Raw genomic sequence first — 23,104 nt, forward strand, 5'->3', positions numbered from 1 at the left:
CAAAAATAAGCTTATTTTTTAATAATTTTTTTAGTGAATTCCTTTTCTCCTGTTTTATATTGCAGGAAATAAACTCCGCTGGTCAAATGTTGAAGTGAAATACTGTAGCCAGTCTCTGTTTTATTCAAATGATGAGGAATGATTTTTCCTGAAGCTTCTGTAAGGGAAATTACTTCAAATTTCTTTTTAGAAACAATGTAAATAAGGTTTTGAACAGGATTTGGATAGATTTGAATTCCATTTTCTATAGTTGTTTCTGCTGTATGTAATGTGCTTACAACAACCAGTTTTGTTTTGGTCGTAGTTGCTCCGCAGGCATCTGTAGTAAGTTTTACATGATAACTTCCTCCCACAGTATAGGTGTGTGTCGGATTTTCCAGCGTAGAAGTCGTTCCATCGCCAAAATCCCATGAATAATTAGCTGCATTCTGGGTTGTATTCGTAAACTGAACGGTGCCTGCTCCGGTAAGCTGATAAGTGAATCTGCTGTGAACATCATTGTTGGTTACATACCATTTATCAGGCTGGTTATACACTTCTGTTTTCACAATATCTTTGATCAGTTGAGCCTGTGCCGGAGTAAGATTTCCATTAAAAGGAATCTGGGTAGGATCTTTCTTGAATATAATCGTATAAAATGTATACGCAGCTGCCATAGAACCAATGTAGCTCGGGTGCGATTCATCCTGATCATACAATTCAATTGCTGGGTTTTGTTCTCTGATCGTTCTCCAGACTTTACCTACAGGAGAGACAATACCTTCATTGTTCATCGCCATTTCCATGTAACGGTTATAAATTTGAGTGTCCATTCCCTGATATGTGCAGACTGTGGGAAGTCCTGGACAGTTGGTTGCATCACCATTTTTACGGCCCCAGGTCATATAGAAAATAACATTTCCACAAGGATTGGCTGTTTTAATTAAATTGGAAAGCTGAAGAGCATAAGGATACACCTGATTTTGTACCTGTGAATCGGGAAACGAAGGAAGCTGGCTCTGTTCCTGTAATACCACGTAATCCCAGTTTCCCTGATTAATATCTGAAGTGACATTCGGATTGTTGGCATGATCCTGCAGGGTAGCACCTCCCGGAGTCTGGCTGTGATGTTCGAATACATCACCATTAGATGCAGCAATGCTTTGAATAAGACCAGGTAAATTGTTAACATAAGTATAACTGTTTCCAATAAAGAATACCCTTTTGGTCGTCTGGCTCAGGATGAAAGAAAATGTAATTAAAGATAAAAAAAGTAGAGTTTTTTTCATAAATTTCAGTTTGAATTCATCCTATAAATATAAATAATATTAAGTAAAACCCATTTGTTTTATGAATTTGATTATAGAAAAGAATATATACTTAGAAAATAAAGAAACAAAAGGTTTTCTTGCTGATGCTTTTTATAAAGACAGTCAAAAAAAACTTCCCCTGATCATATTTGTTCACGGATATAAAGGGTATAAAGATTGGGGAGCCTGGAACCTGATGGCTGAAAAGTTTGCGGAAGCAGGCTTTTTCTTTGTCAAGTTTAATTTTTCGCATAACGGGACAACAACCGATGATCCGCTCAACTTCGGCGATCTTGAAGCTTTTGGAAATAATAATTATTCTAAAGAACTTTCAGATCTTGGCGTAGTGATTGATCACTTTAGTAAAGATCCCCATGTGGATGATGAAAAGATTGTGCTGATCGGGCACAGCAGAGGAGGAGGAATTTCTATTGTTAAAACTTTTGAAGATGAAAGAATTAACGGGTTGATTACGTTGGCTAGTGTGGATACTTTAAATCGTTTTCCAAAAGGAGAAGCCTTGGAGAACTGGAAAAATAATGGTGTTTACTATGCTTTAAATGGGCGTACACAACAGGAAATGCCTCATTATTATCAGTTTTATGAAGACTATGAAAAGGATATTCACCGTTTTGATGTAGAACGAGCTACAGAAATGGCTAAAGCTCATATGCTGATTATTCATGGAACAGAAGATGAAGCGGTAGAGGTGAAGCAGGCAGAACATCTTCATATTCTTCACCCTAATTCTGAGCTTTTTCTGATTGAAAATGCCAACCATACTTTCGGGGGAAAAGAACCATGGGAAGGAAATGATTTACCAAAAGATCTCCATACTGTAACTGAAAAATGCATTGATTTTATCAAAGAAAAATTGAAATAAAACATTTAAAACTACGTTATTATATAGTAACCACCATAAAATATATTTATGAAAAAAATTATTGCAGGCGCATTTGCGCTTTCACTATGTGTTGTTTCATGTAAAAAAGAAACAAAAACCGAATCTTCTGTAAGCAGTGATACTTTGGCAACCGTAATGCCTAAGGATTCCGTAACAACTCCAAAAGCAGATTCAGCGGCAACTGCAGCTCCTTCTGCTCCTGCTCCGGATAATGTTATTACCAAAAACGTGGGTAAATATCCTCATGATATTAAATTCTTTGAAGATAAAGGTATTTCAGAAAGACTGAAAAAACTTACCGGTGCTCAGTATGATGAAATGGTAAAGAATTTCAACGTGGAAAGTCCTATTGCATCAGAAAATGGAATCTACAAACTGACAGGATGCAAACAACACGACTGTCCGGGATATGCCACAAGCATTTACTATGATGCTAAAAATGACAACCTGAATATTTCTATTGATAAAAACGGTAAAGCAACAGAATTTGCTGAAAAAGGAAAAATTACTGTTTCAGAATCGCTTAAATCCAAATAACAGAAAAGGAGTGAAACTTTCACTCCTTTTTTATTGATGATCGATAGATATCTTTAGTTCGTTTTAACAGCGTTCTTTTTTACTGCCTTTAAAAGACTTCGAAAGTTTTTCATAGTCATCATTTCTGTTGAAGGATCAAAGATAGTCACCTTTTGATCTTTTTCCACCGAAACTTCTGAATATGCTTTGAGAGAATATATTTTCTTCATAGTGCTGATATCATAGACATCCATCGTTGCAAAAGTTTCATTTTTTTTATATTCATATTGCGTTCCCATTGAATTGTCTAGACCGTTTCGCACTTTCATGGTGTAGATGTTTACCAGGAAATTGAAATCAGAATCTCTTTTCAATACCTCAAGATCTTCAGTTTCCGGATCAAAAGGAATACTATTCTGAATGATATTTTCTGCTTTTGCCGTTTTTAAGTCAAAGGCTTTGCCATTGCTTAAATCCTGGAATAGTTGAAATGCTTCCTTGTTCATCATTTCCCGGTGGTGCGAATCTACATCCGTTTTGATGTTGTTAATCAGCCACTTTTTGTCCTTCGAAAATACCAATGATTTGCTGTAAATCCCGTAATCTTTTCTTACAGGATAATAACATGACTGTAAGGTGATTAAGAGAAAAAGGAAGAATATATATTTTTTCATCTATAATTCAGACTACTTAATTAAAATCTTCCAGGCTTCTTCAATTTTACTTTCCAGAAGTAATTTCTGGGCATCTAGATGGATGTTTTCATCGGCATGAAAGTCTCCGGCTGGTAATACTTCCGTATTGGCAAGCATTCCAAGGTCATTTCCTGTAAAGACTTTACTGTATTTAATAGAATCTGGCAGCAGATCGAAACCGATTCCTTTTGTTACCAAAGGTTTGGGTACTTCAAAAAGACTGTTTTCATTGCTTCTGGAATACCAGTTGCTGCCTAAACGGGCTACCATATCCAGTTTTTTCTGATCCAGATTTCCTGCTTCATTCAAATATTCTTCTCTGATATGGATTTTCTGAACTTCACAGATTACCAGATTTCCTGCTCCGCCCTGATCACCCAATGATTTTACCTCTAAAACCTTACATTCAAAGTTAACAGGGCATTCTTCAATAAGCTTAGGTTGAACAAGGTCTGCATCTTTCATGGTAAGGCCGGATTTGATAAATTCATTCACTCCGGTTTCGTATTCTGTAGAAGCTAAAGAGATCTGCTGTACAATCGGAAAATTGACTGTTCCGATGACTACTTCAGGTACTTCAATAACATTTTCCAGCGTATGTTTGGTGGTATTATCACGAACCCTTCTCGATGGTGAAAAAATCAAAATCGGAGGAACCGTACTGAACATATTAAAAAAACTGAAAGGAGATAAGTTATTATTACCGTCTTTATCTACAGTAGATGCCACTGCAATCGGTCGTGGTGAAACGGCCGTCTGCATAATGGTCTGTAGTTGTACGGAGGTTATCTCGGAGGGGATTACTGTTTTCATGTTTTTACTTTAAAAGATGCTTCGACTCCGCTCAGCATGACATTTCGAATACTAACTGTTAAGCAGTATATTTCTAGCGATGTCATCCACCAAACCTTATAGGTTTTCAAAACCTATAAGGTTTAATAGTAGTATTGTGCAGAGCTAAAATTTAGATAAAAATTAAAGTGCTGGAATGATTTTACCGGAAACTTCCCCGAAACCTACTCTCACACCGTCTTTTTCAGCCCAGGCCTTCATGGTAACCGTATCATTGTCTTCAATGAATTTTCTTTCTTCTCCGTTGCTTAATGATAAAGGATTTTGTCCTCTCCATGTCAGCTCAAGCATAGAACCGAAAGACTTTGGATCACTTCCGGAAATAGTACCGCTGGCATATAGATCACCTACTTCCACATTACATCCGTTTACGGTATGGTGTGCCAGTTGCTGGGTCATATTCCAGTACATGTGTTTGTAGTTGCTTTCACAGATCAGATTCTGATCTCCGTTTTCAGGCTGGATATATACTTCAAGGTTGATATCGTAATTTTTATCACCTTCAAATTTTAAATAGTCTAAAACCTCAGGATCCTGCACTGGAGAAGCAGTTCTGAATGGTTCCAAAGCTTCAAGTGTAACCACCCATGGAGAAATGGATGAACCGAAGTTTTTCGCAAGGAATGGCCCTAGCGGAACATATTCCCAGGATTGAATATCTCTTGCAGACCAGTCATTGAAAACAACCATTCCAAAGATCGCATCTTCTGCATCTTTGGTAGAGATACTTTCTCCCATCTCTGTATTTTTATTGATGATAAAGGCCATTTCCAGTTCGAAATCCAGTTGTTTACATGGTCCGAAAACTGGTTTGTCTGCATCTGCAGGCTTCATCTGACCTTTAGGACGGTTGATTTCCGTTCCGGATACTACGATAGAAGATGCTCTTCCGTGGTAACCTACCGGTAAATGTTTCCAGTTGGGTAATAAAGCATTGGCAGGGTCACGGAACATTTTTCCTACGTTGGTAGCATGTTCGATGCTGCTGTAGAAGTCCGTGTAGTTCGGGATGTGCACAGGCATCATCATTTTTACTTTATCCAGGTCATAGAAAGCTTCTTCAATAGTTTTCTGATCTTTTGATAAAATTGATCCTTCCTGTAATAAGGTTTGGATTTTAGTACGAACAGCGTTGGTAACAGGTTTACCCAGCTCGATAAATTCGTTGATGGTATACGCTTCAAAAACATTGTCGTCTAATCCTTCAATATCTTCAAAATACCCAAGATCGTACAATGTAGCAAGGTCAATGACCTGATCTCCGATTCTTGTACAGCATCCGATATATTCTTTGTTAAAAACTGCGACTCCGAAAGGAATATTGTGTATAGAAAAATCCGAATTTGAGGAATAGTCTACAAATGATTTCATAAGTTTAGATTTTAGTTAGATTCAATATCATCCGGAGAATTCCCCGGAACATTTATTTGGTCTTTTTTGAGTAAGAGGCTTCATCAATCCATCTGTCTCTGGTATTGACATCAATAAGGTACAGAATATTGTCCTGTTGTGTCAGCAATAAAGTCTTCGTGACAGGCATTGGGATTTTTTTGTTTTCAAGCATGTCTGCTCTTAAAGAAATAATATTTTTTTTCCTGATGATATCACCGGTGAAAACATTGGAACTGCTTTCTCCAGTTGCTTTATCATCGAAAACTTCTACATAGGTGGCATTATTCCCTTTGATAATAATAAAGTCCCTCTCCGTATGGTCGGCTTCATCTTTAATAAAAACAAACTTTTTGTTGTCAATATTTACATTTTCAAGATGCTGATTGATGCCTTTTCTTTGTTCAAGTCGGTTAAGGATTTCATTCAAAGTTCCATATTGGGCTTTAAGCCCTAAGGTTCCCAGAAGAAAAATCCCGATTAAAAGTTTTCTCATATACTGTGTTTTATAAAAAAGTTTTGCCAGAATACTGTATTCTGACAAAACTTATATTTTCTAATGTAAAATTAAAGATTACCTCTTCTTTCCTGCTCTCTTTCTAATGCTTCGAACAATGCCTTGAAGTTTCCGGCACCAAAACTCTGTGCGCCGTGTCTTTCAATAATTTCGAAGAATAGAGTAGGACGGTCTTCTACAGGCTTCGTAAAGATCTGTAATAAGTATCCTTCTTCATCATGATCAATAAGTATACCTAACTCCTGAAGTTTTTTAAGATCTTCATCAATATGACCAACTCTTTCAGGAACCATGTCGTAATAAGCTTCCGGTGGAGCAGAAAGGAACTCTACACCACGTTTCTTCAATTCAGTTACGGTGTGGATAATATCCTTTGTTGCCACAGCGATGTGCTGAACTCCTTCACCTTCATAGAAATCAAGATATTCTTCTACCTGAGATTTCTTTTTACCTTCTGCAGGCTCGTTGATCGGGAATTTAGCATATCCGTTTCCGTTTGACATTACTTTAGACATCAATGCAGAATATTCTGTGTTGATCTGCTTGTCATCAAAAGAAAGGATGTTTACAAATCCCATTACTTTTTCATACCATTCTACAGTTGGGATCATTCTGTTCCAGTCAACATTTCCCACACAGTGGTCTACGTATAATAAACCTGCTTCTTCAGGCTTATAATCACTTTCCCACTTTTCATAACCAGGCATGAAAGCTCCGTTATAATTTTTTCTTTCTACAAACATGTGAACGGTTTCTCCGTATGTATAGATACCGGACATTCTTACCTCACCATGCTCATCAGTTAACGTTACAGGCTCTAAATAAGGTTTTCCACCTCTTTTAGTTGTTTCTTCGAAAGCTGCATAAGCGTCATCTACCCAAAGTGCCAAAATTTTTACTCCGTCACCATGTTTTTTTACGTGCTCGCTGATAGGAGAGTCAGATTTAAGTCCTGTTGTTAATACCAATCTGATTTTTCCCTGTTGAAGCACATAAGATGCACGGTCTCTTACTCCTGTTTCAGGACCCGCATAAGCTACAGACTGAAAACCGAAAGCGGTTTTGTAATAATGGGCAGCCTGTTTTGCATTTCCTACATAAAACTCAATATAATCTGTACCGTTAATCGGTAAGAAATTTTCTGCTTGAGCTATTTTCTCGGCAAATGTAAGTGTTGACATATTTTCTCTTTTACTTTTATTTTATTGGTATGCAAATTACAAAATTCTTAGATATGGCGAAAATATTCCCAAGGATTCATTGAATATATTTAACATAACGTTAAAGAAGAGTTTACTTAAGTATATTTAAGTTTCATAAGTCTAAAATCATCTGCCTACATTTGTTATACAAAAGACAAGTGAAAAAAAATATTTCGAAACATGAAAGCCGTAGATACTCTCTACGGCTTTCTTATTTTAGGTTGTTTCAATTTTTCTGTTGAGCATTCCTGCATCAGGATTATAATTGTCCCAGATTTTCCAGGTATTATTTATTTTTTTGATAAAATAAATTTGTGTACTCAGTTGATTGACAAAATGTTCTTCTCCGGTTTCTCCTACTTTAAACAGAAGATTCCAGAATTCCTGTGATTCCAGAATTTTTTTGTCAGGTTCATCAGTAACCACATGGATATCAAATACCTCGTAGTTGGATCTGTTATTTTTTGTTACCAGATGGAAATCCTTGTCACACAGTTCTTTACTGAATTGTGAAGCCCTTTCTAAAAAAGGAGAATCTTCAAATACCAGACCTTTTAAAAGTTCGGTATTGTGAACGGGGAATAGCTTATAAAACTCAAAAGCCGATGCACAATAATCATAAACCATTTGGGTTAGATAGGACTGGTCATCAATTTCTTTGTCGTCAACTTTCTTATATCTTATCGTAAGGATGTAATCATTAAGATCTTTGTATCCTAAGAAGATGCAGATTTTATCAAGTGTTTTAAGAAATCTGAGGTCACTATGGGTTTTATCCTGATAATCATTTTCAAAAAAACGCTGAAGAGTAACATGAGAAATGGTATTTCCGATTTCAAATTTTTTTCCTCCTTTCAGTTCTTCAGCTTCAGAAAGCTCGTCTTTAATAATTTCGGAAAGAATAATATAATGGCTTCTTTTCCATTCATTCACATTCCCCAAAACAGAATTCCTCACCTTGGAATGTTTTACCACTTCGTCTCGTATCGAATTATATATAGTTTTCAATTTCCTTGTTTTTGAATGAATTTTATCAAATATACTGCCAAAAAATTAATATTTTCATATGATTCTATGATGTTAAATTCAAAATTTGTTTTAATTTTTATAGCAAAAATAGTTTTGAAAACTTTATGGTTTGATTATCAGTGTTTAAATCTTTCAAAAGCAGCTCTTTCCAGCATTTCTCTGTCATCCGGATGGGCAATGCTGATAAGTTCCTGTGCTCTCTGGCGAAGGTTTTTTCCGTACAGATAAGCTGTTCCGTATTCAGTTACAACATAGTGAATATGCCCTCTTGTAGTAACTACACCAGCGCCTTGCTTAAGAAAGGGAACGATTCTGGAAATTCCTTTTTTTGTTCTTGCGGTAATGGCTATGATAGGTTTTCCCTCATCACTTAAAGCTGCACCGCGCATAAAATCCATTTGACCTCCAATTCCGCTGTACTGGAGTGTTCCGATAGAATCGGCACACACCTGGCCTGTAAGGTCTATTTCAATGGCAGAATTGATGGCTACCATCTTTTTGTTTCTCATGATATTGATAGGAAAATTAACCTCGCTTACATCCCTGAAAGCAAAAACAGTGTTATCATCCACATAATCATAGAGTTTCCGGGTTCCGAAACAGAAACTTGTGATGGTTTTATTATCGTTGTAACCCTTGTATTTATTGTTGATTACATCATTTTGAATCAGGTCAATAACACCGTCGCTAAGCATTTCTGTGTGGATTCCCAGATCCTTGTGATTGGTAAGGCATTTCAGAACCGCATCAGGAATGGTTCCAATTCCCATCTGAAGGGTCGATCTGTCTTCAATAAGCTCTGCTACATTTTTTCCTACGAGCATTTCTTCAGGACCTACTTTGGAACCATAATCTACTGTTGGGAGTTCCTCTTCATGCCAAACCAGCTTGTGGATTCTGCTGATGTGGATCATTCCGTCCCCGTGGGTTCTTGGCATTCTTGGGTTAACGATGGCCACAATGATTTTTGCCGTATCTACAGCGGCTCTCGCAATATCCACTGAAGTTCCCAACGTACAAAAACCGTGTTTGTCGGGTGGAGAAACCGTAACAATAGCTACATCAAGAGGCAGAATATTTTTTCTGAATAAAATAGGAATTTCACTTAAGAAAACGGGAACAAAGTCTCCGCGGTCAGAATTCACAGCATCACGCACAGGTGTGGAAACAAATAAGGAGTTAATGAAAAAGCTGTCTTTGTATTGTGGTTTTGCGATTTCCACATTTCCCTGCTGGGTAATGGAAACCATCTCCACATTTTGCAAACGATTAGACTGTCTTGCCAGTTCATCAATAAGATAATTGGGAGTACAGGCACTACCGTGAAAAAAGACACGGTTACCGCTTTTTATCGTATATATTGCTTCTTCTGCGCTGATGTAATTATTCATATTTTGTCTTTTTAAAAAGGTGTTAAGATAATTTTATAATTCAAAAAAATACCGCTCTTCTTTCAAAGATAATCTTTATAATTTTATATTCATATAAATATTTTGAGGATATTGAACAGACTTTTATCATACCAATAAACCACCTTTGATTTAAAATAGAAAGGACTGAATGTGTTGGCATTCAGTCCTTTTGTTTTATCTGTTATTTTGATAAAAATCTTAATTAGCAGTTTCTACTGCAGTTTTCTGTTTCATACTTCCGGTTTCTGCAAATCGTAAATGCCAGCTGAAAGATTCTTCCAATAAATGAGGGGTATGACCTCCTCTTTCACAAGCTCTGTCGAAGTAAGACTGTAGTTCTTCTTTATAATCCGGGTGAACACAATTATCGATGATTTTTTGAGCTCTTTCTCTTGGCGCTAATCCTCTTAAGTCAGCCAAACCAACATCTGTTACCAGAATATCTACATCATGTTCTGTATGGTCAGTATGAGAAACCATTGGAAGGACGTGGGATATATTGTTGCCTTTTGAAGCAGCCTGAGTTACGAAAATACTTAAATAAGCATTTCTTGCAAAGTCTCCGGAACCTCCGATTCCGTTCATGATTTTGGTTCCTCCGATATGAGTAGAGTTTACATTTCCATAAATATCGAATTCAATAGCTGTATTGATAGCTATTACTCCTAACCTTCTGATCAATCCCGGAGTATTTGAAATATTCTGAGGTCTTAGAACGAATTTGTCTTTATATTTTGAAAGGTTTCCTAATACTCTTTCATAGCATTCCTGAGAAACGGTAATGGATGATGCCGAAGCAAAACTTAGCTTACCGGAATCGATCAGATCAAATGTACTGTCCTGAAGCACTTCGGAAAACATCGTCAGATCATAAAAATTACTGTCTTTGAACCCTGTCAGAACAGCGTTGGCTACTTTACCGATACCTGCCTGCAGAGGAAGTAAGCGGTCTGTAAGGCGTCCTAGAAGGACCTCATTTTCAAAAAAGGCAAGAAGATGTTTGGCGATTGCTGTTGTTTTTTCGTCCGGTTCTGCAATATCAGCCGGACTGTCTTTACGGTTGGTAAATACGATAGCCTCAATTTTTTCAGGATCTACAGGAATGCTTTTTCTCCCGATTTTGTTCCATGGCGCAACAATCGGAATAACATTTCTGTAAGGATAATCTTCGGCCTGGTAGATATCATGGATTCCATAAACTTCTTCAGGAACTTCCGTATTGATTTCAATAATAACCTTTTTAGCCAAAGCCGCAAAAGTCACAGAATTTCCTACAGAAGTAGTAGGAACGATGCTTCCGTCTCTTTCAATATAAGCCGCTTCGATAATGGCTACATCAATGCTTTGGAGATTTTTGGTGTGAAGAAGCTCGGCACTTTCACTTAAATGCTGGTCGATGAAGAGAATTTCACCGTTGTTAATTTTGTTTCTTAAGATAGGGTCTACCTGGAATGGCATTCTTTTTTTCAGAACATTGGCTTCCGCCAGTTTTCCATCGGTACCGTGCCCCAGTGAAGCTCCGGTCATCAAAGTGACCTTAAGGTCTTCTGTTTTTCCTCTTTCAGCCAATGCCGGTAAAATGGCTTTGCTGTCACCTGCTTTTGTAAAGCCGCTGGACCCGATGGTCATACCGTCTTTAATGATTTTTACAGCGTTTTCGGCTGTGGTTACCTTTTGGTGTAAACTTTCTAATCTGATTCTTTCTAACATGTAATATTGATTTTGTTTTAAACCACCATTACTTAGGATGCGATATGAAAAATAATGATGGTCAATATGTTAACCATACCTCACAAATTTACAAAAAAAGACGCTTTAAATAAAGGATTTAAAGCGTCTTTTGTATGTATTCAGTAATACTTTTTGATAATTTTTAATGATTTATTCTAACCATGAAGTTTTATAAGAAGGATCTTCTACTTTTAAAGCTTCCTCTGTAATTTTTAACGGACGGAAAGGGTCTACCATTACGGCATATTCTTCCGTGAATTTTTTGCCGATACTTCTTTCCATAGCACCAGGGTGAGGTCCGTGTACAATTCCGCCAGGGTGAAGGGTAAAGTCCATTAAATCAATGTGGTTACGGCTCATGAAATCACCTTCTGTATAGAATAATACCTCATCAGAATCAATATTAGAGTGGTTGTACGGAGCAGGAATAGCCTGTGGATGATAATCATACATTCTTGCACAGAATGAGCACACTACGAAATTGTGTCCTTCAAAATTCTGGTGAACCGGTGGCGGTTGGTGAATTCTTCCGGTAATCGGTTCGAAGTTTTTAATATTGAATTTATAAGGATAAAAATAGCCATCCCAGCCCACGACATCGAACGGGTGAGTAGCGTAGATGAAGTCGGTAATCTGGTTTTCTTTTTTTACTTTAATAAGGAATTCTCCTTTTTCGTCTATGGGTTCTCTGTAAGTAGGAGCAATGATATCTCTTTCGCAGAATGGCGAATGTTCCAAAAGCTGTCCGAATTCATTTCTGTATCTTTTCGGAGTATAAATAGGAGAGTGGCTTTCCAGTACAAAAAAGACTGTATCATCAGATTTCAGTTCTACCTGATAAATGGTTCCTCTCGGAATAATAAGATAATCTCCGGTTTCGAATTCAAGATCTCCCACAAATGTTTTTAAGATTCCGGCTCCGTTATGAACATACAAAAGCTCATCACATTCTGCATTTTTGTAGAAATAATCCATCGATTTTCTTGGCTTTGCCAATCCCATTTTCAGGTCATTGTTCATCAAAAGGATCTTTCGGCTGTCCATAAAATCATCTTCAGGAGTGACGTTCATTCCTTTAAACATTCTTGGAGCCACATTTTTTTCCACAGCGATTTTTGGAGTAACATCTTTCGGCTCACCGATAGATTTGATTTGTGTAGGGCGGTGGATATGATATAACAGAGAAGAAATACCATGGAAGCCTTCTGTACCGAAAAGCTGTTCATAGTAAAATTTATCTTCCGGAGACTTAAAGATCGTATGCCTTTTTTGTGGGATATTTCCCAATTGATGATATCTCATTTTACTTTCATATGTAGTTTCTCAAATTTAATCATTTTTCATGAATTGGCTCAACCTATATTTTCTGGATTAAGTTTTGTATTTGAAAAATAATTGTTAGATTTGTCTAACAATTTTAATTTCATGAAGCGAATATTATTTTCTATTACTTTTTTATCTACCTATTGCTTTGCGCAGGAGACGGACAGTTTGAGCTTGCAGCAGACTAAAAGTCAGGATTCTGCCAGGGTTATGAAGAGGGAATTTAAGACCAGTACCATTGAAGATGTAGTGGTTACCGGTACCATAAAACCGATGAGCAGGTCCAAAAGTCCTGTTGCCGTAGAGATCTACAGTCAGAAATTTTTTCAGAAAAATCCTACTCCCAGTATTTTTGAGGCCATTGCCATGGTGAATGGGGTAAAACCTCAGTTGAATTGTTCTGTTTGTAATACTGGGGATATCCATATCAATGGATTAGAAGGACCTTACACCATGATTCTGATTGACGGAATGCCCATTGTAAGTTCACTTTCCACCGTCTATGGACTAAGTGGAATTCCTAATAGTTTGGTTGACCGAATTGAAGTAGTAAAAGGCCCTGCATCTTCCATCTACGGTTCTGAAGCCATGGGAGGGGTTATCAATATTATCACCAAAAATGCACTGACCGCTCCTAAATTAAGTATTGACCTGATGACATCGAGCTGGTTTGAAAATAATCTGGATCTTTCTACTAAATTCAACGTAGGGAAGAATGCAGCTTCATTATTAAGTTTAAATTATTTCAGTTTTCAGGAAAGAATAGATCAGAATAAAGATAATTTCACGGATACCACTTTACAAAGTAGAATTTCCGTATTTAACAAGTGGAATTTTAAGAGAAAAGAAAACAGACAGGCAAGTTTTGCTTTGAGGTATCTGTATGAAGACCGCTTTGGGGGAGAAATGCAATGGAATAAATCTTTCCGCGGCAGTGACGAAGTATACGGAGAAAGTATCTATACCAACAGAGCAGAGGTTTTCGGATTGTACGAATGGCCGATGAAAGAGCATATCGTGACACAGTTTTCTTATAATTATCATGATCAGAATTCGTTTTATGGATCAAACCCATTCAATGCAACACAAAAGGTAGCCTTTGTGCAAACGTATTGGGACAGGAGCTTCGGGAAACATGATATCACGGCCGGACTTACCTTCAAAAGAACTTTTTACGATGATAATACTCCGGGAACACTCGATGCAGATGGCATCACCAATGCACCGATGAAATCTCCTATCTGGGGAGCTTTCATTCAGGATCAGTGGGAAATCAACGATAAAAATACTTTGCTGATTGGATACAGATATGATTATGATAAAATACATCACTCCGTTCACTCACCGAGGTTTGCATGGAAATTTAATCCCAATCCATATCATACTTTACGTTTCAATTTTGGAACAGGTTTTAGAGTGGTTAATTTATTTACAGAAGATCACGCAGCTTTGACAGGTTCAAGGGAAGTTGTGGTAAAATCTGACCTGAAACCGGAAAGATCTATTAATGGAAACCTGAATTATATCTGGAAAATTCCCGTAGGAAACAGAATGGTGAATCTTGATGCATCTGCATTTTACACTTATTTCAGTAATAAAATTGTAGGAGATTTTGATTCTGATCCTAATAAAATTATTTATGACAACCTTCACGGATATGGAATTTCAAGAGGTGCTTCTCTGAATGTGGATTTTAGTTTTCAGTTTCCTTTGAGTGTCAATCTTGGTGTTACTTATCTGGATGTCTATCAGAAATTTGATAATGAAAATCAAAAAACACAGCAGCTGCATGCCCCAAAATGGAGTGGAACTTATAACCTGACCTATAAGTTTGCGAGTAACCTGACCATCGATTTTACAGGACAGTTCTACGGTCCAATGCGATTACCTGTCTTAGTAAACGATTTCCGCCCTGAATATTCACCCTTTTATTCTCTGGCCAATATTCAGGTGTCCAAGAGTTTCAAATCCGGATTTGAAGTGTATTGCGGGATGAAAAATTTATTCAATTTCAGACCTAAAGACCCTTTGATGAGACCATTTGACCCGTTTGATAAATATGTTGATGATCCTATAAACAACCCTAATCATTATACTTTTGATACGGCATACGGTTATGCCCCGATGCAGGGAATCAGAGGTTTCTTAGGAGTAAAATATACTTTAAAGTGAAAAAAATAGCTTTATTTTTAATGTTAGTGCCCTGTTTTTATCTGTCTCAGATGAAGACAGGCACTTTTTCTGATCTTGAGGTTCAGCAGAAAGAAAATCCTAAACCGGTTGTGATCCATCTTTATACAGATTGGTGTGCGGTGTGTAAGATTGAGTCTTTCCGTATGAATAAAGATAAGGAGCTGGTGAGTATGATCAATGATCACTTTTATTTTATCAACTTTGAGCCAGAGAAGACAAAGGAGAAAATTCATTTCCAGAATCAGGAGTTTGAATATCTGCAGAATGGAAATTCCGGAATTCATGAGTTGGCGCTGGCTTTGTCTAAGAATAAAAACCAACCTGTTTATCCTTTGTGGATATTCCTGGATAAGCATCAGAATCTGGTGTATTATCAGGAAGGACAGATGACGCCTGAAAAAATGAAGCAGAAGCTGTTGGAGATTTCTGCTTTGTGAGGTGTAAGATTAAATATAGACAATTATACACAATTCCACATTAATCCTGCTATCTTATTATTAGGACACTCTCATTCTGAATGTAACGCAGTGAAATGAAGAATCTAAGCTTTACATGAGATTCTTCCTTCGTCAGAATGACAATCGTGTAAAATCTTATATAGTAGTCTAAATTTAGATCGCTGCATCAATCAAAACCGCCAGCTGAATGCAAGGCTCGTCAGAACGGTTGCTCCATGCATGATTCGTTCCTCTCTGGATAACGATGTCGCCAGGTTTCAAAAGCGTTTCTCCTTCCTCCATGATGAGGTAAAGTTCGCCGGAAAGAATAATGATATAATCCAGTGTTGGCGTTTGATGCATCATCGGATGAGGTTCGTTCTTTTTCCATTCTACACCTAAATCTTTATCAGGAGGAACTACTACATATCGGAAGTAAGTACCATTTTTAGGAGTTTGTGGAAATCCGGTATTGGGAATTTGGGTTTCAAAGTCCAGGCTGGCCGGCGTTGTCTGGGTATTCCATACATCTGAAATGATAAGCCCCGGGAAGTGTTCCACAGCGTTTTCTACTTGTTGATCTTCTATAATAACGGATTTTCCATCTTTTATTCCTGTTACGATTCGTCTTGGTATTTTATTCATAGATTAATGTTTCATAATAAGTTTATGACCTTGAGTCTGATTATTTTTTAGAATAGAATGTGCCTGTAGAACGGTATCCAAAGAAAGATTTCCAACGGTTCTATATTGTGGAGGGAGAATCGTTCCGTTTTCAATAAGTGTTTTGATGGTAAGCAAGCTGTTTTTATAATACTCGTATTTTTTTACCATTCCATACATATAATTGGAGATATTCATAATCATAGTTCCTTTGTTGAAAAGGGTTTCGTGAGCATCTCTAGTGACCAAGGCTGTCACATCCACATACGTTCCGTTGATTTTTAAAACTTCTGCGGTGATTTCAGACATATAGTTTCCCACCAGATCAATTCCATATTCGAAAGGTTGATCATTATTGGCTTTTAGAATATTACCGATTAGATTTTCTTCTTTATAGTTGATGATCTGATGATTTTTCAATCCCAGATTGAGAAGAATCTGTCTGTTTTCCTCGCTGCCAACCGTGGCTGTGATCTGTTGGATATTATGTGCTAATAAAATTTTAATCAGAAATGAACCGACTCCTCCTGTTGCTCCTGTTACTAAAACTGTATTTTCGGGGTTTAATTTCAAACGGTTAAAAATCTGTAAAGAAGTAAGACCTGCCGAAGGAATGGCAGCCGCCTGTTCAAATGAAATATTTTTTGGTTTAAAGGAAACAATGGCTTCAGGAACGACAATATATTCAGCGTAAGTGCCGTTGCTTCCCATGGAACCGCTGCCACAATAGACTTCATCTCCAATATTGAATTCTGTAACATCAGAACCTTTATCCACTACAATTCCGGATAGTTCTCTTCCTAATATCGGAGAACTGATCAGTTTTCGTTCCAGTTCATTTTCCAGCATCTGATAATCGATGGGATTGAAACCACTTGCTTTAATATGGATTAAAACTTCATTGCTTTTAGGTTTTGGCTGTTCTGCCAGTCCGTTTTCCAGTGCTCCGTTCTTATTTAAAATAACTGCTTTCATTATTGTTAATTTGATACACAAATGTAAAGCGGGAATAGTTTATATTTGCTACTAGTTAACCAATGGTAACTAGTTACCTTCATGAAACTATTATGGCAAAAATCATTGAAAACGGAATTGAAAGAGAAGCCAGCTGCACAGAGGAATTGTTCGCGATGCGGGACAGTCTGGACGTTTTAGGAGGAAAATGGAAACTGATGATCCTGCGTTATCTTACCAACAGACCAGATCAGATGATCCATTTTAAAAAGCTGGAACGCAGTATAGAAGGTATCTCTGCGAAAATGTTGAGTAAAGAATTAAAAGAACTTGAAACGAATCTCCTGATCACAAGAACCATTCAGGATACAAAGCCGATTACGGTAACTTATGCGGTGACCGAATATGGAAAATCTGTATTTCCGGTGACAGAAACATTGGTGAATTGGGGGATCATTCATCGGGAAAAGATCAAAGAATCAATGAATTCTTCGGAACAATAGATCAAAAAAAATCCTCAGACCGGATTAAGGTTGAGGATTTTTCATACTATCAAGAAGTATCTTTTTGTTAATTTTTATTTAACCACGACTGTACAAGCTCAGCGTGATCTTTCACCCATTCTTTGGCGGTGGCTTCTTTGTTTTTACTCTGTTCCATTTTCATTAAAAGATCGGACATGTTTTCATCATCAAAATGGAGTTTTGAAAAGAATTTGGCCAGCTCAGGATGATCTTTTGCAAAGCTTTTTCTGGAGTAAGTTTTAATCTCTTCTGCTTCACCATATATCTTTTGAGGATCATCAAGAAATTTAAGCTTCATTTTTCCGAACATCCAGTGAGGCTGCCATCCGGTTACCACAATCCATTCTTTACGTTGGATAGCGTTCTGTAATTCGGTGATCATGGCAATGGTAGAAGAGTTAATCTGATGATAATCCAGTTTATAGTCAATAATTGCTTTATCCGTTCCGGTGGTTAATCCGGCTCCTTTTTCAATTCCAATGATTCTTTGATTGAACTGATTTTTATTGTGATTGAGCTCTTCAATGGAGTTAACAGGAACGTATTCAGGTACAACTAATCCTATACGACCGTTGTCATAATTGGTTCCAAGATGAGTCAGCCCAGGAAATTTAGCAAGCTTTTTCGCATGAGTGTAAGGAAGCCAGACTCCCATGAAAAGGTCTGTATCTTCATTATTCATCGAAGCCAGAATCATATCTGTAGAAGCTTTTTGAATAATCACATGATAACCTTGCTGGTCAAGAATAGCTTTAGCAACGTGCGTCATTGCAACATCTTCCGCCCAGCCGTCTACCATTCCTATGGTAATATATTTAGAATTTTTTATGTTTTCACACGAACTTAATGCTGTAAATAGTAACATTAAAACGGGCAAAAACAAATATTTAAATTGTTTCATCTTATTGCTTTTTCTTTACAAATCCCTGAGTAATACGGTCGAGGATAATGGCCAATATCACTACGGATAAACCACTTTCAAATCCTAATCCGATATCCAGATTATTAATTCCTTCCAGTACTTTCTCCCCTAAACCGCCTGCAGCAATCATTCCTGCAATAACGACCATGGATAATGATAACAATATGGTTTGATTGATTCCCGTTAAAATCGTTTTCATCGCTAAAGGAAGCTCTACTTTGAACAGAATCTGACGGTTGGTGGCACCAAAAGCTCTGGCAGCCTCCACAATATCTTTCGGAACGGCTTCAATTCCCAGTGTCGTTAATCGAACTGCTGGCGGCATGGCAAAAATAATCGTTGCAAAAGCACCCGGTACTTTACCGATACTGAAAAACAGTACAGCCGGGATCAGATAGACAAATGCGGGCATAGTCTGCATCAGATCCAGTAAAGGACGAATGATTTTGTCAGCTATTTTGCTTTTAGCGGCCAGAATTCCCAATGGAATAGAAAGGATAAGGGCTGTAATGGTGGAGACAAAGATCAGAGCCAGCGTTTCCATGGTTTCTTTCCATAATCCCATTAAAAATATTAAACTTAATCCGGCAGCCGTTACTACAGCAATGCCTTTTCCGGCTTTCCATAGTGCCAGCAGGGTAAAAAAGAGAATGATTACATAAAAAGGAGTGTTTGTTAAAACCCATTCAATCCCCATAATAGAGGAATTTCCCAGATGCTTTATGACATCAAATACAGGTTTTCCGTTTTCTGTGAGCCAATTGATTGCAGTTTCTACATATTGACCTATATCTATAGTTTTATTCATCTTATTGGTTGTTTGCGATTTCTTTTAATTCGATAATCTCTTCTTCGTTAAATTTGGTCGCTTCTATGACCAGTGATAACTGAGTGACAAGACCTAAAAATTTATTGTCTTCATCAATAACAGCAATGGATGATTTATTTTCAGAGATCAGCGGCAGCATTTCTTCTACAGTTACTTCAGGATAAACCGAAGGAACATTGCTGTTGATAATAGATTCTACCGTAGGTTCTTTCTTTCTGGCAATGCGGACCACATCATTAAGGGTTACAAAACCCAGAAATTTATTTTGAAAATCTACCACTGGCAAGTTTTCTAATCCCGTGGCTCTCATTTTTCTTAAAGCTCCTTCAGGACCGTCTTTTCTGAAACGTACAACTGTCGCTTTGTCAAACATTAAAGATCTTGCGGTAATAATGGTTTTACGGTCTACTTTCTCTACGAATGCTTTCACATAGTCGCTTGCCGGATTGGTTAAAATATCTTCAGCAGTTCCTATCTGTTCTATGACACCATCTTTCATGATGACGATGCGGTCTCCGATTTTAATGGCTTCGTCCAGATCATGGGTAATAAAGACTATGGTTTTTTGCAACGTATTCTGCAGTTCAAGCAGCTGATCCTGCATTTCAGATTTTATCAATGGGTCCAGTGCGGAAAAGGCTTCATCCATAAGCAGAACTTCAGGGTCGTTTGCCAGTGCTCTTGCCAATCCTACTCTCTGCTGCATTCCTCCGGAAAGTTGGGAAGGATATTGGTTTTCAAAGCCGGTTAATCCGACGATGTCCAATGCTTTCTGTGCTTTTTTATCGCGTGAAGCTTTGCCTTCTCCTCTTATTTCCAATCCGAAACCAGCATTGTCGAGAATTGTATGATGGGGAAGTAATCCGAATTTCTGAAATACCATACTCATTTCCGTTCTTCTTACTTGTAAAAGTTCCTTGTTGTTTTTACTGGTAATATCATCGTCATTGATGAATACTTTTCCTGAAGTGGGTTCATTCAGTCTGTTAAGGCAACGCAGTAAAGTAGATTTTCCACTTCCCGAAAGTCCCATGATCACAAAGAATTCTCCTTCATAAATTTCAAAACTGGCTTTGTTGATTCCTATGGTGCAGCCTGTTTTTTCAAGAATTTCCTTTTTGGAAAAACCTTTATCCAGAAGTTCCTGTGCTTTTTCTTTGTTTTTACCAAAGATGATGGTCAGGTCTTCCACTTTAAGTTTTACTTTTCTAGTGTTTTCATTTTTTTCCATATTCAGAATTTTTCAATTAATAATTTGATATAAAAAATTGTACACCAATTCATTACATACATTTAGCTTTTGTTGTTCTGCTGTTGATCATAGGATAAAATAATTTGCTAAGCCTTTAGTGATAAAAGCTTTAAACAAAAAAATAACAGCATAAAGACCTGCCGGCCTTATGTTTATTTTAAATATTTCAATAGATTATACTCTAGAAAAAGAGTGTATTATGTAAAAAGAAACTAATCTTTTACATAGATTCTACAATTAAATTACTGATGAGGTAATTACAGATATGTGTACTGAACAACTTGAATGGCTACATTTCATCAAAATGCTTGCCAGCATCAAAAAACTGTATATCAATTTTTTATGACGGTGCAAATTTACGAATTTTATATTAAATGGATTTTTACATATGTAAATTATTGATTTTCACTACTATTTCAAAGATGTGATTCCATGACGAATTTTCTCTTATCATTAAAGTTAAAAGATAAATAAGGTAATTATTTTAAAAGTTAAGCTGTAAGATTATTTCAATAAAACAGCAATAATGGCAAGGATAGCTGGTAAAGCCTGAACGAAAAATATTTTTTTAGTGGCAGAAATGGCTCCATAGATTCCGGCTACAGCTACACATCCTAAAAAGAATAATGCCACATTGGTCTGCCATTGCGGATCTTTAATCAGGAATGACCAGATCAGTCCGGCAGCCAGAAAACCATTGTAAAGTCCCTGGTTGGCAGCAAGTCCTTTCGTTGGTTTAAACATTTCCGGAGGGAGAGCTGCTTTAAAAACTTCCTTTCCTTTGGTTTCCCATGCGAACATTTCCATCCAAAGTATATAAAGATGTTCCAGTGCAACGACAGCGATCAGAATTTTAGCAACGATTTCCATGATTCAATATTTTTCTCATTGTAAAACTAAAAAAATAAAGTTAAGTTTGAGTATTAAATCTTACAATGGATTCATTCAAATCACATTTAAACAAATTTATTACGGTAACTGACGAAGAATATACTTCTATTGTATCATTTTTTGAGGTAATGGATGTTAAAAAGAAGCAAAATCTGGTGCTGGAAGGTGAAGTATGCCGGACCATGTATTTTGTAGTGAAAGGATGTCTGAGAAAGTTTTTTATCAATGAAAAAGGAGTAGAGCAGACGACGGAATTTGCCATTGAAAACTGGTGGATTACAGATACATTTTCTTACGAAAGGCATATACAAACTAACTTTTCTATACAGGCGGTAGAACCTTCTTCCGTTTTGGTGATTGATCTGGAGCGACAGGAAGAGTTATTACAAAAGCATCCTGTTATGGAAAGGTATTTTCGCATGATCTATCAGCGGGCATATGCTGCTGCGGAACGCAGAATCCGTTATTTATATGAGATGTCCAGAGAAGAACTTTATATGCATTTCAGTACATTGTATCCGTGGTTTATTCAAAGGATTCCTCAATATCTGATTGCCTCATTTTTGAATCTTACTCCGGAATATCTGAGTGAAATCAGAGCAAAATTACGATCTTAAACCAGTTTAAGTTTTTTACGGATCAGAAGACGGAAATTTGTCATGTGATTAAAAGCTAATGCAATGACAGATCAAAAAAATCAATTTCCGCAACTTTTTTTAAGACTGGCTCTCGCCGTTACGATGCTTTCTGCAGTAGCAGACAGGTTCGGATTATGGAGCAAAGAAAATTCTTCATGGGGAAACATGGAGCGTTTTAAAGAATATACAAGACAGCTTACCTTTTTTCTTCCGGAAGCTTTAAGTACGGTTTCAGCGTATGCCGCAACCTTTTTAGAAATTCTTTTTCCTTTGATGCTGATTTTTGGATTTAAAACAAGAATTGCGGCCTACGGAAGCAGTATCCTGCTGTTAATTTTTGCGATATCCATGACCATCGCATCGGGACCAAAAGCTCCACTGAACTATTCCGTATGGGTGGGAAGTGCAGCAGCACTTTTACTGGCGGTACAGCAGCATTATTCTTTAAGTATAGATCAATTAACCAAAAAAATATAATATTATGAGCGCAAGATTAAATATTGCAACAGTAGATTCAGCAGCCTATAAAGCTATGCTGGGATTGGAAGGGTATTTACAAACGATTTCTTTAACACACATTCAGAAGGAACTGATTAAGATCAGAGCTTCACAGATCAATAAATGTGCTTTCTGTCTTGATATGCATACCAAAGATGCCATCAAATACGGAGAAAATCCTCAAAGAATTTTTATTCTGAACGGATGGACAGAAGCAAAAGAATTTTTCACTGAAGAAGAGCAGGTACTTTTGGCAATGACAGAAGAAATTACACTGATCAGCGATAAAGGTTTAACTGAAGAAACGTATCAGAAAGCAAAGTCTTTCTTTGATGAAAACCAGATCGCTCAGATTATTATGGCGATTATTACCATCAATGCCTGGAACAGAATTGCAGTAAGTACTCATCTTCCGATTGCAAAATAGGGAAGTCAGGAAGATGG

At 37.1% G+C, this 23,104-nt stretch carries 24 protein-coding genes; 8 read left to right on the forward strand and 16 right to left on the reverse strand.

Annotated elements, in window-relative coordinates:
• Positions 1 to 11: 11 nt before the first annotated feature.
• Positions 12 to 1,268, reverse strand: a complete 1,257-nt coding sequence (locus tag DEU39_RS23185; protein WP_120233528.1) for a PKD domain-containing protein — start codon at positions 1,266 to 1,268, stop codon at positions 12 to 14.
• Positions 1,269 to 1,329: 61 nt separating this feature from the next.
• Between DEU39_RS23185 and DEU39_RS23190 the strand changes: the two genes are divergently transcribed.
• Positions 1,330 to 2,172 (forward strand): alpha/beta hydrolase family protein, encoded by an 843-nt coding sequence (locus DEU39_RS23190; RefSeq protein WP_120233529.1) that lies wholly within the window; start codon positions 1,330 to 1,332, stop codon positions 2,170 to 2,172.
• Between the two features lie 48 nt (positions 2,173 to 2,220).
• Complete coding sequence (locus tag DEU39_RS23195; protein ID WP_120233530.1) at positions 2,221 to 2,730, forward strand: hypothetical protein; 510 nt, start codon at positions 2,221 to 2,223, stop codon at positions 2,728 to 2,730.
• A 53-nt stretch (positions 2,731 to 2,783) separates the two neighbouring features.
• On the opposite strand, the gene DEU39_RS23200 is transcribed toward DEU39_RS23195, so the two are convergent.
• The 9 genes from DEU39_RS23200 to DEU39_RS23240 all read right to left on the reverse strand — a co-directional run bounded on the left by DEU39_RS23200 (position 2,784) and on the right by DEU39_RS23240 (position 12,838).
• Positions 2,784 to 3,383 (reverse strand): hypothetical protein, encoded by a 600-nt coding sequence (locus DEU39_RS23200; protein ID WP_120233531.1) that lies wholly within the window; start codon positions 3,381 to 3,383, stop codon positions 2,784 to 2,786.
• A gap of 12 nt (positions 3,384 to 3,395) precedes the next feature.
• Positions 3,396 to 4,217, reverse strand: a complete 822-nt coding sequence (locus tag DEU39_RS23205) for a flavin reductase family protein (protein WP_120233532.1) — start codon at positions 4,215 to 4,217, stop codon at positions 3,396 to 3,398.
• A gap of 162 nt (positions 4,218 to 4,379) precedes the next feature.
• Positions 4,380 to 5,627, reverse strand: a complete 1,248-nt coding sequence (gene fahA, locus DEU39_RS23210; RefSeq protein WP_120233533.1) for a fumarylacetoacetase — start codon at positions 5,625 to 5,627, stop codon at positions 4,380 to 4,382.
• Between the two features lie 52 nt (positions 5,628 to 5,679).
• Complete coding sequence (locus DEU39_RS23215) at positions 5,680 to 6,141, reverse strand: hypothetical protein (protein ID WP_114820841.1); 462 nt, start codon at positions 6,139 to 6,141, stop codon at positions 5,680 to 5,682.
• Between the two features lie 71 nt (positions 6,142 to 6,212).
• Complete coding sequence (gene hppD / locus DEU39_RS23220) at positions 6,213 to 7,343, reverse strand: 4-hydroxyphenylpyruvate dioxygenase (protein ID WP_062675378.1); 1,131 nt, start codon at positions 7,341 to 7,343, stop codon at positions 6,213 to 6,215.
• A gap of 237 nt (positions 7,344 to 7,580) precedes the next feature.
• Positions 7,581 to 8,372, reverse strand: a complete 792-nt coding sequence (locus tag DEU39_RS23225; protein WP_120233534.1) for a hypothetical protein — start codon at positions 8,370 to 8,372, stop codon at positions 7,581 to 7,583.
• A 137-nt stretch (positions 8,373 to 8,509) separates the two neighbouring features.
• Positions 8,510 to 9,784, reverse strand: coding sequence for an acetyl-CoA hydrolase/transferase family protein (locus tag DEU39_RS23230; RefSeq protein ID WP_120233535.1), 1,275 nt, complete (start codon positions 9,782 to 9,784; stop codon positions 8,510 to 8,512).
• Between the two features lie 219 nt (positions 9,785 to 10,003).
• Positions 10,004 to 11,515, reverse strand: coding sequence for a succinate CoA transferase (locus tag DEU39_RS23235; RefSeq protein ID WP_047424366.1), 1,512 nt, complete (start codon positions 11,513 to 11,515; stop codon positions 10,004 to 10,006).
• Positions 11,516 to 11,686: 171 nt separating this feature from the next.
• Complete coding sequence (locus tag DEU39_RS23240) at positions 11,687 to 12,838, reverse strand: homogentisate 1,2-dioxygenase (protein WP_062675375.1); 1,152 nt, start codon at positions 12,836 to 12,838, stop codon at positions 11,687 to 11,689.
• 123 nt (positions 12,839 to 12,961) lie between these two features.
• Here DEU39_RS23240 and DEU39_RS23245 point away from each other — a divergent pair, with 123 nt between their 5' ends.
• Together DEU39_RS23245 and DEU39_RS23250 are read left to right on the forward strand one after the other, a co-directional pair.
• Positions 12,962 to 15,031: a TonB-dependent receptor plug domain-containing protein gene (locus tag DEU39_RS23245; protein ID WP_120233536.1), complete on the forward strand. Its 2,070-nt coding sequence runs from the start codon at positions 12,962 to 12,964 to the stop codon at positions 15,029 to 15,031.
• Positions 15,032 to 15,081: 50 nt separating this feature from the next.
• Complete coding sequence (locus DEU39_RS23250; RefSeq protein WP_228436887.1) at positions 15,082 to 15,489, forward strand: thioredoxin fold domain-containing protein; 408 nt, start codon at positions 15,082 to 15,084, stop codon at positions 15,487 to 15,489.
• A 174-nt stretch (positions 15,490 to 15,663) separates the two neighbouring features.
• On the opposite strand, the gene DEU39_RS23255 is transcribed toward DEU39_RS23250, so the two are convergent.
• Both DEU39_RS23255 and DEU39_RS23260 read right to left on the reverse strand, forming a co-directional pair.
• The gene (locus DEU39_RS23255) at positions 15,664 to 16,134 is read right to left on the reverse strand and encodes a cupin domain-containing protein (protein WP_120233538.1); all 471 of its coding nucleotides are present in this window, start codon (positions 16,132 to 16,134) and stop codon (positions 15,664 to 15,666) included.
• Between the two features lie 3 nt (positions 16,135 to 16,137).
• Positions 16,138 to 17,127, reverse strand: a complete 990-nt coding sequence (locus tag DEU39_RS23260) for a zinc-binding alcohol dehydrogenase family protein (protein WP_062675371.1) — start codon at positions 17,125 to 17,127, stop codon at positions 16,138 to 16,140.
• Positions 17,128 to 17,219: 92 nt separating this feature from the next.
• Here DEU39_RS23260 and DEU39_RS23265 point away from each other — a divergent pair, with 92 nt between their 5' ends.
• Positions 17,220 to 17,609, forward strand: a complete 390-nt coding sequence (locus tag DEU39_RS23265) for a winged helix-turn-helix transcriptional regulator (RefSeq protein ID WP_120233580.1) — start codon at positions 17,220 to 17,222, stop codon at positions 17,607 to 17,609.
• A 67-nt stretch (positions 17,610 to 17,676) separates the two neighbouring features.
• Here the strand turns inward: DEU39_RS23265 and DEU39_RS23270 are convergent, their stop codons facing one another.
• The 4 genes from DEU39_RS23270 to DEU39_RS23285 form a co-directional block, all read right to left on the reverse strand.
• Positions 17,677 to 18,531, reverse strand: a complete 855-nt coding sequence (locus tag DEU39_RS23270; protein ID WP_120233539.1) for a glycine betaine ABC transporter substrate-binding protein — start codon at positions 18,529 to 18,531, stop codon at positions 17,677 to 17,679.
• Position 18,532: 1 nt separating this feature from the next.
• Complete coding sequence (locus DEU39_RS23275) at positions 18,533 to 19,360, reverse strand: ABC transporter permease (RefSeq protein WP_110367868.1); 828 nt, start codon at positions 19,358 to 19,360, stop codon at positions 18,533 to 18,535.
• 1 nt (position 19,361) lies between these two features.
• On the reverse strand, positions 19,362 to 20,612 hold the full coding sequence (locus tag DEU39_RS23280; protein ID WP_120233540.1) for a glycine betaine/L-proline ABC transporter ATP-binding protein: 1,251 nt from the start codon (positions 20,610 to 20,612) through the stop codon (positions 19,362 to 19,364).
• A gap of 525 nt (positions 20,613 to 21,137) precedes the next feature.
• Entirely contained in the window at positions 21,138 to 21,503 is a 366-nt protein-coding gene (locus DEU39_RS23285; RefSeq protein ID WP_062675367.1) for a DUF1304 domain-containing protein, read from the reverse strand.
• Positions 21,504 to 21,568: 65 nt separating this feature from the next.
• Here DEU39_RS23285 and DEU39_RS23290 point away from each other — a divergent pair, with 65 nt between their 5' ends.
• From DEU39_RS23290 to DEU39_RS23300, 3 genes are all read left to right on the forward strand, one after another.
• On the forward strand, positions 21,569 to 22,141 hold the full coding sequence (locus DEU39_RS23290; RefSeq protein ID WP_120233541.1) for a Crp/Fnr family transcriptional regulator: 573 nt from the start codon (positions 21,569 to 21,571) through the stop codon (positions 22,139 to 22,141).
• Positions 22,142 to 22,204: 63 nt separating this feature from the next.
• Positions 22,205 to 22,639: a DoxX family protein gene (locus DEU39_RS23295; RefSeq protein ID WP_183037468.1), complete on the forward strand. Its 435-nt coding sequence runs from the start codon at positions 22,205 to 22,207 to the stop codon at positions 22,637 to 22,639.
• Positions 22,640 to 22,643: 4 nt separating this feature from the next.
• Complete coding sequence (locus tag DEU39_RS23300) at positions 22,644 to 23,087, forward strand: carboxymuconolactone decarboxylase family protein (RefSeq protein ID WP_120233542.1); 444 nt, start codon at positions 22,644 to 22,646, stop codon at positions 23,085 to 23,087.
• Positions 23,088 to 23,104: the final 17 nt, after the last annotated feature.

The organism is Chryseobacterium sp. AG363, from assembly GCF_003610675.1.
In the GTDB taxonomy this organism is placed as follows: domain Bacteria; phylum Bacteroidota; class Bacteroidia; order Flavobacteriales; family Weeksellaceae; genus Chryseobacterium; species Chryseobacterium cucumeris.